The organism is Calditrichota bacterium (assembly GCA_013151735.1).
In the GTDB taxonomy this organism is placed as follows: Bacteria; Zhuqueibacterota; JdFR-76; order JdFR-76; family BMS3Abin05; genus BMS3Abin05.
Map to the genome: position 1 here is coordinate 1 of JAADHR010000186.1, position 15,792 is coordinate 15,792.

A 15,792-nucleotide genomic window follows, 5' to 3' on the forward strand; every position below is an offset into this window, starting at 1 on the left:
AAAAATCACCAATCTTTGTCCGCTTTCTCTCTGGGTTTCCAAAGCCCCAAGGGGGCGGCATACCCAAGCCCGGGGTTGCGCCCCGGGAAAGGATGATGGCCAATTTTATCCCAAGCCCTGAAAGGGCAAAATAAACGTTTAATGGCGTCTCTTTGGAATGATAAAATGAAAATTTTATCCATAAAAAAACCGGTAGAACCAAAAATAAATAAGGCTAAGTTTTTTATTCGCGCATTCGCGGCGGCAGTCTTTTGTATGTATTAAGTAATTAAAGTAAATTGCCGTAAAAAACGTCACATTTACTAAGGCTAAATTCTAACGTTTAAAAGAAACAGGAAACGCAATCATGAGAAAATGGCAATTTCTGGTGATTTTTTTGGTCCTTTTTCTTGTCTCGGGTTTGCGTGCCGAGGAGAAAAAGGTTGTACGGATTCATCTGGAAAATCAATCTGAAGAAGCCATCAAAAACCTTTACCGGTTGGATCCGGATATGCTCACAGAAACCCCGCAGGGTGAAACAATCGATGCCCTGGTGACATCCGAACAATTGAAAAAAATTCACGCCCTCAATTTTGAAACATCTGTGCTCATTCCGGATACGAAATCTTTTGAGAAAACCCTTCGGGCCGAGGGCTATTTCGATCACTTCCATTCCTACGATCAGATTGTGCAGGAGATGAAAGACATCGAATTAAATCATCCGGGAATTGCCAAGCTCTACGATATTGGCGACAGCTGGGAGAAAACCGCAGGCATTGCCGACCGGGACATTTGGGCACTGAAAATCTCCGACAATGTGGAAACAGAAGAGATTCGCGAACCGGAAGTTTTGTACATGGCCCTGCACCACGCGAGGGAAATCATTACCCCGGAAATTCTTCTGTACTGGATGCATTATCTGGTTAATAATTACGGAACGGATTCCACAATTACCTCCATTGTAAACCATCGGCAAATCTGGATTATTCCGCTGGTGAATCCCGACGGATTTGAATACGTGCGAAACAAGGACATGTGGTGGCGCAAGAACAGGCGCCGGAATTCCGATGGAAGCTACGGGGTTGATCTCAATCGAAACTACAGTTTTAAGTGGGGACTGGACAATATTGGCTCCAGCGGGCGGCCTTCCAGTAATGTGTATCGGGGGATTGCCCCTTTTTCAGAGCCGGAGACCCAGGCCATCCGCGATCTGGTTGAGGCCCATCATTTTGTGATCAGTCTCTCGTTTCACAGTTACGGGCGCATGTTTTTGTACCCCTGGGGGTACATTGCCGAAGACACACCGGACAATTCCATCTTTAAGGCCATTGCCGACAGCGTGACGGCCTACAACGGATACGACGCCGGAAACGTCAAATCGGGCACTATTTATCTGGTCAATGGCGAATGCGATGATTGGCTTTACGGGGAACAGCAGGCCAAATTTAAGCTGTTTGGATTTACTCCGGAAGTGGGCACCTCCTTCCATCCGGATACCACCCAGATTATGCCTCAGATTTTAGCCAATTTGAAACCCATCATTTACGTGGCCAGAGCAGCGGAGCGCTACAGTTTACGTCCTGAATTTTCCCACACACCCCTCAGTGACCGGGAAGATACATCGCAGCCCGTTCCGGTTTCCGTCCAGGTTACGGCTTCCCCTTTTGGGCTGGATACGAGTACGGTTTTTCTTCATTACAGGGAAAGTGAACAGGATACCTTTCACACAGAGCGCTTGGAAGTGATTCCCGGGAGTTCGATTTTTGTGGCAACCATTCCCGCACCCAATCGTTCGGTCAGGGTTCAATATTATTTTTCTGCGGCGGATACGATTCCGCGAACCGGATATCTTCCAAAAAATGCACCGGACAGTCTTTTTTCATTTTCGATAGGTGAAGACCGCATTCCGCCCCAAATTTTTCACCATCCGATGGAGGATCAATCCATATTACAGGACTCCATTAAATTTACGGCTCGCGTAACGGATAATATCGGTGTGGACTCCGTGTGGGTCATTTACCGGATTAACGGCGGCCGTCTGCATCGCCAGCTGATGACGGCTGTGGATTCGGTGGGAGATTTTGGTATGACACTGCCAATAGATTCTCTGAAAGTAAATGATGTGGTGGAATATCAGATTTTGGCTCTGGATCGGTCATCGGCACGCAATTTTACCCGTCTACCGGAGACCGGCTATTATTCGTTTAAAATGATTAGTTCGTACTATTTCAGTTTTGAATCGGCACCTGTTTTTACCACCAACGCCTCCAGTGATTGGCAATGGGGTGTTCCTACGAGCGGTCCGGGAGTGGCCTTTTCGGGTAAGAATTTGTGGGCTACCAACTTGTCCGGAAACTACAAGAACAGCTCCGATTCCAAACTGGATTCACCGGTTATTAATTTGACCAACGCTTCAACGGCCCGCCTGACCTTTTGGCATTGGTATAAAATGGAATACAGTCAAAGCACATTTTGGGATGGGGGAAACATAGAAATATCCGTGGATGACAGCAATTTTGTTCTCGTAACCCCTCTGGGTGGATACGACGGCGTGATTGATAATTCGGCCAATGTTCTGGACAAACAGCCGGTATTTGGCGGGCCGGAAACAAACGGAAATCACTGGCAACAGGAGACGGTGGATTTAACGCCCTATCTGGGCCACAAAATCAGGGTTCGATTTCATTTCGGCAGTGATGCCTATGTTTCGGATGCAGGCTGGTACATTGATGATGTGAGAATTCAACTAACCCCGACAGCGGTTGCTTTGGCCGATGGGGCTGTTGCTCCTTTGCGGTTTGAACTTGGACAGAATTACCCCAACCCATTTGGCGGGGCGGCGGATGCCCGGGGGGGAAATTGGGGCGGAACGACCATTCACTATCAATTGGCCAAAACGAGCGGGGCTACCCTCACTATTTTTAATGTGTTGGGCCAGGTTGTCCGGCGGTTCCGATTTGAGCGGCAGACGGCTGGTGCCCACCAGGTTGTCTGGGATGGGAGAAATGCCCGGGGACGGTTGGTAGGTGCCGGCGTCTATTTTTATGCCTTGCAAGCCGGTAAATTCCACGCCGTGAAGAAAATGATTGTCTTGCAGTGAAAACAACACACCCCTAAATTCTCCTCGTAATAGAGGGGACTTTAATGGGGTGGTTTTTGGGGAGAGTGGAGCAAAAAAGGGTGAATTGTGGTACGGGTGAGATTTTGGTGTTTTGCAATAAATGAGAACGGGGTGGATAACAGAAATCCCCAAAATTAATTTAGTGATTAAAAGGACAATCCTATGAAAATAAAACCTATGCTTACAATTGGTTTGCTGTTTTTTTTGCAGATAAGCATTGCCTGGGCGGAGGTGACCTGGTCACCGGTAACACCGGCCAAATTCGATTCCATTAAAATTACGGTGACAGGCTGCACCGTTGGGGCAAAATTGCACTGGGGTGTCAACGGCTGGAAGCAGCCTATTTCTGCCTATTGGCCGCCCAACAGCACGCCTTGGTCCGATGGGGCGGCGATTGAATCGCCCATGGCCGGTCCCGTAGATGGAAAATGTACGATCACGATTGGCCCCTTCGCCAATTCCGCCCAACCCGTTCAGGAAATTAATTTTGTGATTCATTTTAATGATAATTCCTGGGACAACAACAACAGCCAGGATTACAAAATAACCCTCATGTCGGGGGATATTGTCTGGAGCCCTTCAGCCCCCGGTCCGAATGACACGGTGACCATTCATATCGGAAACGCCTCCAAGGCCGGGAATCTCCACTGGGGCGTCAATGCCGAAGATCATCACTGGACACAGCCGATTTCGGCGTACTGGCCTTCGGGCACATTCCCCTGGTCGGATGGAACCTCCGTGGAAACCCCGCTTCAGGGGCCGGATGCAAATCAGGTAAGCTCCATCCGGTTGGGACCCTTTAATCGGGGAGACCAACTGGTGCAGTCGGTTGATTTTGTTATTCATTGGGCCGATGACACCTGGGACAATAATGACGGAAATGATTATCACATCCACTTCTCATTTGAACCCCAATCGGGTGATCCGGCTATTCAATGGACGTCGCTTCAGGAAAATGCCGTCCTCTCCGAAACCGTGGATTTGTCCGTTACGGCCACCAATGCCGACACCGTGGAATTCTGGTACAACGGACATCTCATTGCGAAAACAACCGCTCCTTTTTTATATTCCTGGAACACATCGAATGTGGAATTTGGAAAACTGACCCTTTATGCCCGTGGAATCAACGCTTCGGGGCGCGTGGGTTTCGCGGTGCTGCACGTTTGGAAACTTCCTCAGATTGTACATGCCAGCGCGCCTCAGGGGACACAGCCGGGAATTAATTACAATGCAGACGGGACCGTTACGCTGGCTCTTTTTGCACCCTACAAGAATTTTGTAATGATTCAGGGAGATTTTAACGATTGGAACGGGTCTCAAACGGTTATGAATCTTCAGGATGGTGGCCTGTGGTGGAAAACCCTTTCTCTCGCCGTCGGTACGTACGAGTACCAGTACGTGGTGGACGGCACCATTGTGATTGCCGATCCGTTTTCCTGGGATGTGGACTGGACCGTGAATGGAAAAGAGGATTGGCATCCGGAAAATGCCAAAACGGTGCTTCAGGTTCCGCGTCCCCAATTTAATTGGAGCGACAGCCAGTATTCGCCGCCGGCAAAAACCGATTTCGTCATTTACGAGGTTCACATCGGTGATTTCAGTCCGTCAGGTACGCTGCAGGGATTGATTGACAAACTGGACTATATTCAGGATTTGGGAATGACGGCGATCGAACTGATGCCCAACTACGAATTTCCCGGCGGACACAGTTGGGGGTACAACCCGGCCTTTTATATGGCCCCGGAATCCTCTTACGGCACACCGGACGATTTCAAACAGCTGGTTAACGAAGCGCATAAACGGGGAATAGCCGTTCTTATGGATATGGTGTACAACCACAGTGATGCTACCTGTCCCCTGAATGTGCTGTACAAAAATGATTATGCCCACAGTCCCTATTATCATTCGGTTTCAAACATGTGGGGGTTCCCGGATTTTGATCATTACAAACCCGCTACGCAGCAGTTTGTAGACCGCGTGAATAAATTCTGGATGGATGAGTACCACGTAGACGGATTCCGATTCGATTACACCCGCGGGTATGATCAGAATTCAGAAACCGGGAATTTGAATTTGTTGAATCGAATGGCCACCGTGGCTCACATCAACAAACCGAGTGCCTACTTGATTGCGGAACATTTGCCGCAGGATCCGGCCGTTGCCACGCAAACGCAGATGGATGCCGAGTGGCATGACACCTTTCACGATCAAATGAAAGCCAATCTTCGGGAGGGACCGTTTGAAGGGAGTTCCTACGCCAATTTGGCCATGACCGCGCGGGCAGTTGACTACGCATTGGACGGATTTACGGCCTCCTCTCAGGTGATTAATTATCTGGAAAGCCACGACGAACAGCGCATCATCTGGGAAGTGCAAACCAATTCGTCTATCGACTACGATCTGGCTTTGCAGAAATCGAAACTGGGGGCGGTTGTCCTGTTTACGGCCGCGGGTAATCCCATGATGTACATGGGTGAAGAGTTCGGAATGGACACGAAGAAAACACTGGACTGGAATAAATTGAAATGGGAATATTTAAATCAGCCTAAAACGAAAAAGCTGTACAAATTTTACAAACGGGTCATTCATTTTCGGGATGAGCATGAAGCCCTGCAGGACGGCTCCATCCGAATTCTCAAAAAATTTATTTCTCAGAAAACGCTTGTTTACGAGCGAAAATGGAATAATCAAGAGATTGTTGTGGCGGCCAATTTTTCCAGAAACAACCAGACCCTGGACATTCCTTTGAGTGGTTCCGATCACTGGTACGAATTTTTAACGGATTCTGATCTGGGAACCGCAGATACACTGAAAGGGTTCGTCCTGCCCGGATCGTCGGCACGGATATTTACAAATTTCAGGGATTGGCCCACAGGTGTGCGCGCAGCAGGAGAGAATCCCAATCTTCCCAAAACATCTCAACTGCTTCAAAATTATCCCAACCCGTTTAATGGATTCACCCGATTTTCATTTTCAGTCGGCACGGCTGAATCTGCCGGAAATCATGGCAGCGTGCAGGCCATTCTGAAAATCTACAATCTTCTGGGACGAGAGGTGGCGGTGCTCTTTCAAGAGAATGTGGGGCCCGGCACCTATCAGGCGGTTTGGGAAGGACGGGATCAGTTTGGACAGGCGGTGCCAAGCGGGATTTATATTGCCCGACTCATAATTCGGGGGGTATCTTCAAAACAGGTATTTACCAAAAAATTGATGGTTCTGAAATAAGGGCCCGGTGCAAAGTGCCTTTCAAAAAAGGATCCGTCCGTGGTAAGTGATTCTCGGCAACCCCTTTTCAAAATGATAGCCAAAACCTTCTCCGGATTGGAGGAGGTTCTGGCAGAAGAACTACAGCAACTGGGAGCGCAGGACATTCAGGTCGGGAAAAGGGCGGTTTCGTTTTGGGGAAACCAGGAGCTGCTTTACCGGGCGAATCTTTACCTGCGCACCGCCCTGAGAATTTTAAAACCGGTCGCCGAGTTCACGGTTGAAGACGAAACGGATCTTTACAGGGGAATCCGGGGCATGGACTGGAGTGCCTATTTGGACGTTGAAGGGACTCTGGCCGTGGACGGCGTGGTCAAATCGGATCGGATCCGGCATTCCAAATATCTGGCATTAAAGGTGAAGGATGCGATCGCCGACCAATTCCGGGAAAAATTCGGACGGAGGCCCTCTGTGGATGTGTCTGATCCCACACTTCGCCTGAATGTGTACCTCTACAAGGATCGGTGCACGGTTTCTCTGGACAGCTCGGGTGAGTCCCTTCACAGGCGGGGATATCGGCTGGAATCGATGCAGGCACCCCTCAACGAGGTGTTGGCCGCCGGAATGATCCTCCTCTCCGGGTGGAACCGGCACTCCCATTTTGTCGATCCCATGTGTGGCTCCGGGACGATTGTGATTGAAGCCGCCTTGTACGCGTTGAATCTTCCGCCCAATGGCCAACGCAAAACATTCGGTTTTATGAAATGGAAGGATTTCAACTCGCAGCTTTGGCAGCACGTTTTGGGGGAAGTTCCTCAACACAAGCGTTCTTTTGATTTCGAGATTGTGGGAGCCGACCGGTCCGCTCGTGCGTTACGGGTTGCTAAAGAAAATATCAAACGAGCCGGTTTGGAAGGGGTCGTCACATGCGTTCAGGCATCTTTTGAATCCTTTTTGCCGCCTGAAGGAGAGGGTGTTCTGATCACAAATCCGCCTTACGGGGAACGCATGAAAAAAGAGGCCATCGGCGAGTTCTACAAAATGATCGGAGATCATTTGAAACAGGCCTTCAACGGTTACGATGCCTGGATTTTGAGTGCGAACCGGGACGCGCTAAAGCGAATTGGGTTGAGAGCTTCGCAAAGACACACGCTTTACAATGGGGGACTTTTGTGTAAATTCCAAAAATACAGCATGTACGCAGGAAGCAAAAAGAGGAAAAGTGGGGTGCAATCGTAAAACGCGGGTTCTCAAAAAGAAACAGGAAAAACGCCCCCGTTTGTCACACGCTGTCCTCAAAATCTTCTTCACGCACCACCACCAGAATGGCCGCCTGCGGCACGACGAGATAATTCTTGCCTTCAAACTTAATTTCAATGGCCGATTTTCTTAAAAAGATGGCGTAATCCCCGATTTCTACCTGCATGGGCAAATATTGAACGTTGCTCTCGTAGGATTTCCAGGGTTCGTTTTCAATGTCGCCCGGTTGAGGCAGGGGTGTTCCGGGACCTGTGGCGATAATGCGCCCTCCCCGGACGGTTTCCCGCTCAACGGCCCATTTGGGCAGATAAAGCCCCACTTCCGTCCGCTCTTCCTCGCTATCGGGCTGAATAAGAACGCGGTCCCCAATAACAACCAAATGTTTGCGTGTTTTCAAATGTGTTGTTTCCTTGGATTATTCTTAGCTATCGTTAAGCGCCCACAAATTGACACGAATTCCGCCACATTCATTGGCGTGTTCGGTAAATAAATCAGAAGGCACACATTTCACGAACAGTCTTTTATTTATCTCTTATAAAAAATAATAATATTTTTTTAAAAAGCAATTTCTTTTCAGTAATTTTCACCCTTAAAAAGAAAAATTAGGACGAAGAGCGGAATTAGAAAATTTCTGTTTGTAATATGCCCAAAAGTTTAGTAAATTAAAATACTAAGATTCTGTTTTGCGGAAGTTGAACCCCTAAGAATAAGGAGGATTTGACCGTGAAGATAGTAGTGTGCATGAAGCAAGTCCCAGACACTGAGACGAAGGTTCGGATTGGTCCCGATGGCAAGACAATTGATCCGACGGACGTCAATTATGTGGTAAATCCATATGATGAATACGCCATTGAAGAAGCGTTGCGCATTAAAGAAGCAACAGGCGACAGCGAAGTAACCATTTTGACGCTTGGTCCCGACCGGGCGATAAACGCAATACGTACTGCCCTGGCGATGGGTGCCGACAAAGCAATCCATTTGAAAACAGACGACAAATATTTGGATTCACACGCCGTGGCCACCGCCCTGGCGAACGAGTTGAAAACCCTGGAATATGATTTGATTTTAACCGGAAAGCAGGCTGTGGACGACGATTCCGCTCAAGTGGGGCCGAGAGTCGCTGCGTTGTTGGACATTCCCTGTGCGACGGTTGTTACCAAATTGACCATAGAAAATGGCACATTTACCGCCAATCGCGAAGTGGAGGGCGGCATTGAAGTTGTTGAAGGAACCTTGCCCGCACTAATTACCGCACAAAAGGGACTTAACGAACCCCGGTATGCCTCGCTGAAGGGCATTATGATGGCCAAGAAAAAACCCGTTGACGAAAAAGAACCCCAGTTTGACGAAGCAAAAGTGGAAATCCTGAAAATGGAATATCCTCCGGAACGCAAAGGCGGACGTATTGTTGGAAAGGATGCGGATGCCGTTCCCGAGCTGGTTCGTCTTCTTCACGAAGAAGCCAAGGTTATTTAAATTCGATCATAAAGAATTTTTAATAGAAGGAGGTTTTAAATGGCTGGTAATGTGCTGATTGTTGCAGAGCAACGCAAGGGGCAATTTCGAAAAGCGGCCTACGAAGTGGCTACTGCCGGCAGAAAGGTTGCGGATGATTTAGGCGGCAGCGTAACGGCATTGGTTTTTGGAAAGGATGTCTCGGGTATGGCTGCCGAATTGGGTGCCTATGGCGTAGATAACGTCCGGGTGGCTGAAAATGATTTGTTTGATAACTACGCACCCGAGGGTTTTGTGAAGGTTATTCTGGACACGATCGCTCAGTTGAATCCCGAAGTTGTTCTTTTCGGAGCTACCTCGCAGGGCAAAGACCTGGCACCGAGAGTGGCGTCCAAACTGGGCGTCGGGCTGGCTTCGGATTGTACGGGTTTGCAGGTAGAGGGCGGAAAATTGATTGCCAAACGTCCGGTGTACGCAGGAAAGGCCTTTATTCAGCTGGCCTTCAAAGCCAATCCTCAAATGGCCAGTCTGCGTCCAAAAGCGTTTACGGCTGAAATAAAAGAAGAGGGAAAAACAGCGCCGGTTGAGAAGGTGTCCGTATCGGTAGATGCTTCCGAATTAAAGACGAAAGTGAAAGAATTTCAGGAGACCGGCGGCGGAAAAATCGAATTGACGGAGGCCGATATTATTGTTTCCGGCGGCCGCGGAATGAAGGGCCCGGAGAATTTCAAAATGCTGGAAGAGCTGGCCGATTTACTGGGCGGCGCCGTGGGTGCGTCTCGTGCTGCCGTTGATGCCGGCTGGCGTCCGCATTCGGATCAGGTAGGGCAAACCGGTAAAACCGTGTCGCCGAATCTCTACATCGCCGTGGGAATTTCCGGTGCCATTCAGCATCTGGCGGGAATGGGGTCTTCGAAAGTCATTGTTGCCATTAACAAGGATCCGGAAGCCCCCATTTTCCAGAAGGCGGATTACGGGATTGTTGCGGATCTGTTTGACGTGGTTCCCAAATTAATCGAAGAAGTGAAAAAGCTGAAAAACTAAGCAAACAGGGTGGATTGGGTAGAAACCTGTTGTTCAGGTATTTCCCCGACAGGTTTTGACCATGCCGATAAGAAATTGCTGCTGTTTTTCAGAATAAACGTTTGGTGTAAAGGCACGAGGGGAGCTGAATGCAGCTCCCCCTGCGCTATAAATTGGGTTTGTGAAATGATGAAAAATCGATCCTTTGTTTTTTTGATAATAATCGGATTCGTTACGCTTTATTTGTTTGGATGCGCCGGAACGGCGCCCGTTTCCCGAACAAAAACTGAAGGAAAATCAGGTACTGCCGTGAAGGGAGAGGCGTCTCAAATTGAGGATTTGAATCCTCAATCCCTGCCGGATCAGCTCTTTGTTGTGAAAGAGAATCCACAATCTGCCCAAGCGCCTTCGACAAAAAGCGAGCAGGCGGCGTCTGCTCAACCGGGAGAATCCGTAAAGGAAACGGTTAAAATGGTACCCGGATACCGCATCCAAATTGCCGCGCTTTCCAATCAGGAAGAGGCCATGGATATTCGGAAAGACGCCATGCTTAAATTTGCCAACCAGGAAGTCTACTTGATTTTTGATCCCCCGTATTACAAAATACGCGTGGGCGATTTTCTGACCCGCTACGATGCGGAAAAACTGCAAAAGGAAGCGATCAAAATGGGATACAAGGACGCGTGGATCGTGCGAACCCGGGTAAAATCGATTCAATCCGCCGCCGAATGAGACTGATCGCTTCTTAAACAAAAACGAGGAATGTCAGAATGCTGAAAAAGAAAATCCTGTTTTCGTACAAATTTCCAAAAAAATTGTGTGTAAAGGGCTATTATCACACAATTCATCCTCCTTCTAAAATTTCCACTTTTTCTCCAAACACCTGACCTTGAGCATAAAAATCACATTTCATTTACGTGCGGCGTACACGGGTTTACAAGAAGGTCTGTTTTTGTGCGGACATCCAGCATCAAAAAAGGCAGTGAATTCTTCAATTGTAAGTTATGTGTTTTATGAATAGTTAAAAATCCATTTGTAAAAGGAGAAAAAATTTATTAAATTGTAACTACAAAATTTCAGGAGGATCTATGTCAGGTCATAATAAATGGAGCTCGATTAAGCACAAAAAGGCAAAAGTTGACGCCCAGCGGGGCCGGATTTTTACACGACTTATTAAAGAAATTACCGTTGCCGCCCGGATGGGTGGTGGCGATGAAGAGTCAAATCCCCGGTTGAGGGCGGCCGTTGCAGCTGCCAAAGCGGCCAATATGCCTTCGGCAAACATCGAGAGAGCCATTAAGCGCGGCACAGGGGAACTGCCCGGCGTGACATACGAAGAGGTAACCTATGAAGGGTACGGTCCGGGAGGAGCAGCCTTGCTCATTGAAACCCTGACGGACAATAAAAATCGAACGGTGGCCGATTTACGTCACATTCTGGCCAAACACAACGGCAATTTGGGTGAATCCGGAAGCGTGGCCTGGATCTTTGAAAAAAAGGGTGTGATTACCATTCCGGCAGAGGGATTGTCTGAAGATGATGTGATGATGGTTGTTCTGGATGCCGGTGCCGAAGATATGAAATCGGATGGAGAAATGTTTGAGATCCTGACGGCTCCTGAGGATTTTGAGCAGGTGAAGAAGGCTGTGGAGGAGGCAGGTTATCCGATTGATTCGGCCGAAGTAACCATGTATCCGAAATCCACTGTCAAATTGGAAGGCAAACATGCCGAACAAATGCTGAAACTCATGGATGCACTGGATGAACATGACGATGTCCAAAATGTTTATTCTAATTTCGACATCGATGTTCAAGTGATGGAACAATTTGAATAAGTCAAGAAAGCCGAGGTATCTGCGTGGTCGTTTTGGGAATTGATCCCAGTACAACGTCGACCGGTTTTGGAGTGGTTAAAACGGATGGTTATGCGGTCCAATTAATAGATTTTGGGATTATCAAAACATCCCGGCGGCAGACTCTTCCCGACCGCTTGCAAATCATTTTTAATCGAATCTCTGAAATTATTCAATTACACCATCCGGATGAATTTGCGATTGAAGATTTATTTTACGCCGAGCACACAAAATCTGCCCTAAAATTGGGTCACGCCAGGGGGGTGGCCATTTTATCCGCGAAGCTTGAAGGGCTTCCCATTGCAGAATACGCTCCTCGTGAGGTTAAACTGGCCGTTGTGGGCTACGGTCATGCTTCGAAAGAACAGGTTCAGCGCTCAATTATTCAGCAGCTTGGTTTAAAGGATCGGGAGATATCCCACGATGCGTCGGATGCACTGGCAGTGGCGCTCTGCCATTGTCATCGTGTAGGATTGCGACGGGTGTTAAATTATTAAACAAAATCCCCCGTAAAGGGGCGAAGTCATCATTTAACAAGAAAGTCCGCACGAACTAATGATCAGCTTTTTGGAAGGCCGGATCGTTCAAAAATTTCCAACAAAGATCATCATGAATGTGAATGGGGTTGGGTACGAGGTGAACATTTCCCTGAATACCTACGAGCAGCTCCCGCGAGACCGCGAAACCATTCAAATTTTAACCTATCTGCACGTTCGGGAAGATTCCATGCAACTTTACGGATTTGCTTCAGCCGACGAACGCGACCTTTTCCTGAAATTAATTGGGATCTCCGGCGTGGGGCCGCGGCTGGCTCAGGGAATGCTTTCGGGAACAACCCCTCAGGATTTTAAAACGGCCGTTCTGACCAATGACCTGGGCAGGCTGACGGCGATTCCCGGCGTGGGCCGGAAAACGGCTCAACGGCTTGTTCTGGATTTAAAGGACAAATTCCAGTCCGATAAATTGCAGGATTTGGCTGAACCTACCCCGCAAGAGACGATGTCGGAGGAAGCGGTTCTGGCCCTGGTTTCTTTGGGCTACAAACAGGGGATTGCGCAAAAGGCCGTTCGGGAGGTGCTGCACCGGAAGCCCGAACTGGGAACCCTGGAGGAAATCATTAAATTTTCGCTGGCACAGGTGCAAAAAATGTCGTAAATGAGTTTTCGTGAGGAAGAAAAAGTGGCACGAAAGTATGCTGATACGCCCACCTCTCCCGAGCTGCTGGACGGGGAAATCGAGGTCGATCGAACCCTGCGGCCGGCACAGTTGGAGGATTTCATCGGGCAGCAGAAGATCAAAGACAACCTGCGGATTTTTATCCTGGCGGCCAAGGCCCGGGGCGAGGCATTAGACCACGTTTTGTTTTACGGGCCCCCCGGTCTCGGTAAAACGACGCTGGCGAATATTATTGCCCGGGAGCTTGAGGTGGATATTAAGATCACCTCCGGGCCTGTGATGGAACGCGCCGGCGATTTGGCCGGAATTCTGACCAATCTCCGGGAGGGAGATGTCCTGTTTATCGACGAAATCCATCGCCTGAATGCCACGGTGGAGGAATATCTTTACACGGCGATGGAAGACTTTCGTCTGGATATTGTGATTGACAAGGGAGCAAATGCCCGCAGTGTGCGTCTGAATTTGCCCCATTTTACACTGGTCGGGGCAACCACCCGGGCGGGTTTGCTTACGTCGCCGCTGCGATCCCGGTTTGGTGTGGTGAGCCGTCTCGATTACTACCCGCCGGAGGATTTGTACCTGATTGTGCTTCGCTCGGCCCGGATTCTGAATGTGGATATTGAAACGGAGGGAGCCATGGAAATTGCGCGGCGCTCCCGGGGAACCCCGCGGATTGCGAACCGCCTTCTGAGGCGCATCCGGGATTTTGCTCAAATCGAAGGGGATGGCGTCATTACAAAAGAAGTGGCTGCCGGCGCTTTGAAACGTCTGGATGTGGATGACCGCGGCCTGGATGAAATGGACAAGCGAATTTTGCTGACGGTCATTCAAAAATTTAATGGCGGGCCGGTAGGCGTGAATTCCCTCGCAGTGGCCGTGGGGGAAGAAAGCGATACCATTGAGGAAATCTATGAGCCGTTTTTGATTCAGGAAGGTTTTCTGCACCGTACGGCCAGGGGACGGCAGGCAACGGAATTTGCCTACAAGTATTTTGGAATCTCCAGAAAAAAAACACAAAACATTCAGGAGAGTTTGTTTTAATCCGGATTTACGCAACTCATTGAGTTTACTCTAAGAAGCACGCGTTCAGCAAATTTAATTTCATTAAAATCCATTCAGGAAATTTTGGAAAGAAGTTTTTTAGAGCAGACTTGTAATTATCAGAAATAAAAACCCGAATAAATACGTCAGGCGGAGTGTCATAATGAAGTTATCAGATTTTAAGTATACTGTACCGGAACACTTAATTGCACAATATCCACCGGAAAAGCGGGATCATGCGCGGATGATGGTGTTGCATCGTAACCAGCAAAAGATTGAGCAGAAGGTATTTTTCCACGTGGTGGATTATTTACGGGAAGGGGATTGCCTGGTTATTAATGAAACGAAGGTTTTTCCGGCCCGGCTGATTGCCAAAAAGGACAAAACCGATGCGGAAGTGGAGGTGTTTCTCCTGCGGGAATTGGAGAATAACCTCTGGGAAGTGCTGGTCAAACCCGCCCGAAAAGTCCGCGTGGGAAATCGCCTCCTGGTTACGGGAGACCTTTACTGCGACGTGATCGACAACACGATTTCCGGCGGAAGGGTTGTACGCTTTAATTTTAACGGTAATTTTTACAAGATTATCGAGGACCTTGGACGAACCCCTCTGCCGCCCTACATTAAGCGGGATCCGGAACCCACGGACAAAGAAAGCTACCAAACGGTTTACGCCCGGGTCCGGGGAGCCGTAGCGGCACCGACGGCGGGCCTTCACTTTACAAAGGAAATTCTGGATCAGATTGAAGCCAAGGGCGTCAAGATTGTTCCCATCGTCGTCCATGTGGGACTGGGCAGTTTTCGTCCCGTCCAGGTGGAGGATTTGTCCCGCCACAAAATGGACTCCGAATATTTTGAAATCTACGAAGAATCGGCCAATATTATCAACGAAACAAAGGATAAAGGCGGGCGGGTCTTTGCCGTGGGCACCAGCTCCGTACGGGGACTCGAATCCTCCGTCACCTCCGACGGCTATGTAAAGCCGTTAAACGGCTGGACGGATAAATTTATTTATCCTCCCTACGAATTTAAGATTGTAGATGGACTGGTGACCAATTTTCATCTTCCGGGTTCCACGCTGATCATGCTGGTGAGCGCCTTTGCCGGAAAAGAGTTTGTTTTCAAGGCCTATCGGAAAGCCGTCCGGGAAAAATACCGGTTTTACAGCTACGGCGATGCCATGCTGATCGTGTGAGTTTTCAGGAACATTTTGAGGAAACAAGCTATGCCTCGTCCACATGTGACGGCTCTCATTCCGGCAGCCGGTTCCGGAAGTCGAATGGCGCAGGACATCAAGAAACAATATCTAAGAATCGGTCAAAGGCCGATTCTTTTTTATACCCTGAAACAGATTGAGCAGTGCGGGGAAATCGATGAAATCATTCTTTCGGTGCCGGAAGAGGAATTAACATTTGTGGCCGACGAGATTATCGACCGCTTTGGGATCCAAAAAATCCGAAAAATTGTCGCAGGCGGCAAAGAACGCCAGGATTCCGTTCGGGCAGCCTTTGAAGCAATCGATGCGGAACCGGAGCTGCTCCTGGTTCACGATGGGGTTCGCCCCTTTGTGACACAGGAAATCCTGCACCGGGCCATCGAGGAAACCCGCAAACACGGAGCGACCGTCGTTGGAATTCCCATTACGGCAACGGTCAAACGGGTGATCGACGGGAAGGTTGGGGC

The 15,792-nt window shown here is 48.9% G+C and carries 13 protein-coding genes; 12 read left to right on the forward strand and 1 reads right to left on the reverse strand.

Features of this window, described 5'->3' with window-relative positions; genetic code table 11:
* Nucleotides 1-346: 346 nt before the first annotated feature.
* The 3 genes from GXO76_13045 (at nucleotide 347) to GXO76_13055 (ending at nucleotide 7,543) form a co-directional block, all read left to right on the forward strand.
* Nucleotides 347-3,079: a T9SS type A sorting domain-containing protein gene (locus GXO76_13045; protein ID NOY78783.1), complete on the forward strand. Its 2,733-nt coding sequence runs from the start codon at nucleotides 347-349 to the stop codon at nucleotides 3,077-3,079.
* A 183-nt stretch (nucleotides 3,080-3,262) separates the two neighbouring features.
* Nucleotides 3,263-6,325, forward strand: a complete 3,063-nt coding sequence (locus GXO76_13050) for a DUF3459 domain-containing protein (protein NOY78784.1) — start codon at nucleotides 3,263-3,265, stop codon at nucleotides 6,323-6,325.
* A 72-nt stretch (nucleotides 6,326-6,397) separates the two neighbouring features.
* On the forward strand, nucleotides 6,398-7,543 hold the full coding sequence (locus GXO76_13055) for a methyltransferase (protein NOY78785.1): 1,146 nt from the start codon (nucleotides 6,398-6,400) through the stop codon (nucleotides 7,541-7,543).
* Nucleotides 7,544-7,586: 43 nt separating this feature from the next.
* Here GXO76_13055 and GXO76_13060 read toward each other — a convergent pair whose 3' ends face one another.
* Nucleotides 7,587-7,961: a co-chaperone GroES gene (locus GXO76_13060; protein ID NOY78786.1), complete on the reverse strand. Its 375-nt coding sequence runs from the start codon at nucleotides 7,959-7,961 to the stop codon at nucleotides 7,587-7,589.
* 326 nt (nucleotides 7,962-8,287) lie between these two features.
* Here GXO76_13060 and GXO76_13065 point away from each other — a divergent pair, with 326 nt between their 5' ends.
* From GXO76_13065 to GXO76_13105, 9 genes are all read left to right on the forward strand, one after another.
* Entirely contained in the window at nucleotides 8,288-9,040 is a 753-nt protein-coding gene (locus GXO76_13065; GenBank protein ID NOY78787.1) for an electron transfer flavoprotein subunit beta/FixA family protein, read from the forward strand.
* 39 nt (nucleotides 9,041-9,079) lie between these two features.
* Nucleotides 9,080-10,063 (forward strand): electron transfer flavoprotein subunit alpha/FixB family protein, encoded by a 984-nt coding sequence (locus GXO76_13070; GenBank protein NOY78788.1) that lies wholly within the window; start codon nucleotides 9,080-9,082, stop codon nucleotides 10,061-10,063.
* A 165-nt stretch (nucleotides 10,064-10,228) separates the two neighbouring features.
* A complete protein-coding gene (locus GXO76_13075; protein NOY78789.1) occupies nucleotides 10,229-10,774 on the forward strand; it encodes an SPOR domain-containing protein in 546 nt (181 codons plus the stop codon).
* 356 nt (nucleotides 10,775-11,130) lie between these two features.
* The gene (locus GXO76_13080; GenBank protein NOY78790.1) at nucleotides 11,131-11,877 is read left to right on the forward strand and encodes a YebC/PmpR family DNA-binding transcriptional regulator; all 747 of its coding nucleotides are present in this window, start codon (nucleotides 11,131-11,133) and stop codon (nucleotides 11,875-11,877) included.
* A 32-nt stretch (nucleotides 11,878-11,909) separates the two neighbouring features.
* Nucleotides 11,910-12,392 (forward strand): crossover junction endodeoxyribonuclease RuvC, encoded by a 483-nt coding sequence (gene ruvC / locus GXO76_13085; protein ID NOY78791.1) that lies wholly within the window; start codon nucleotides 11,910-11,912, stop codon nucleotides 12,390-12,392.
* A 58-nt stretch (nucleotides 12,393-12,450) separates the two neighbouring features.
* Nucleotides 12,451-13,050: a Holliday junction branch migration protein RuvA gene (gene ruvA / locus GXO76_13090; GenBank protein ID NOY78792.1), complete on the forward strand. Its 600-nt coding sequence runs from the start codon at nucleotides 12,451-12,453 to the stop codon at nucleotides 13,048-13,050.
* Entirely contained in the window at nucleotides 13,051-14,112 is a 1,062-nt protein-coding gene (gene ruvB, locus GXO76_13095) for a Holliday junction branch migration DNA helicase RuvB (protein ID NOY78793.1), read from the forward strand.
* Between the two features lie 163 nt (nucleotides 14,113-14,275).
* Entirely contained in the window at nucleotides 14,276-15,304 is a 1,029-nt protein-coding gene (queA, locus tag GXO76_13100) for a tRNA preQ1(34) S-adenosylmethionine ribosyltransferase-isomerase QueA (protein ID NOY78794.1), read from the forward strand.
* A gap of 30 nt (nucleotides 15,305-15,334) precedes the next feature.
* A partial coding sequence (locus tag GXO76_13105) for an NTP transferase domain-containing protein (GenBank protein ID NOY78795.1) occupies nucleotides 15,335-15,792 on the forward strand: 458 nt, incomplete at its 3' end.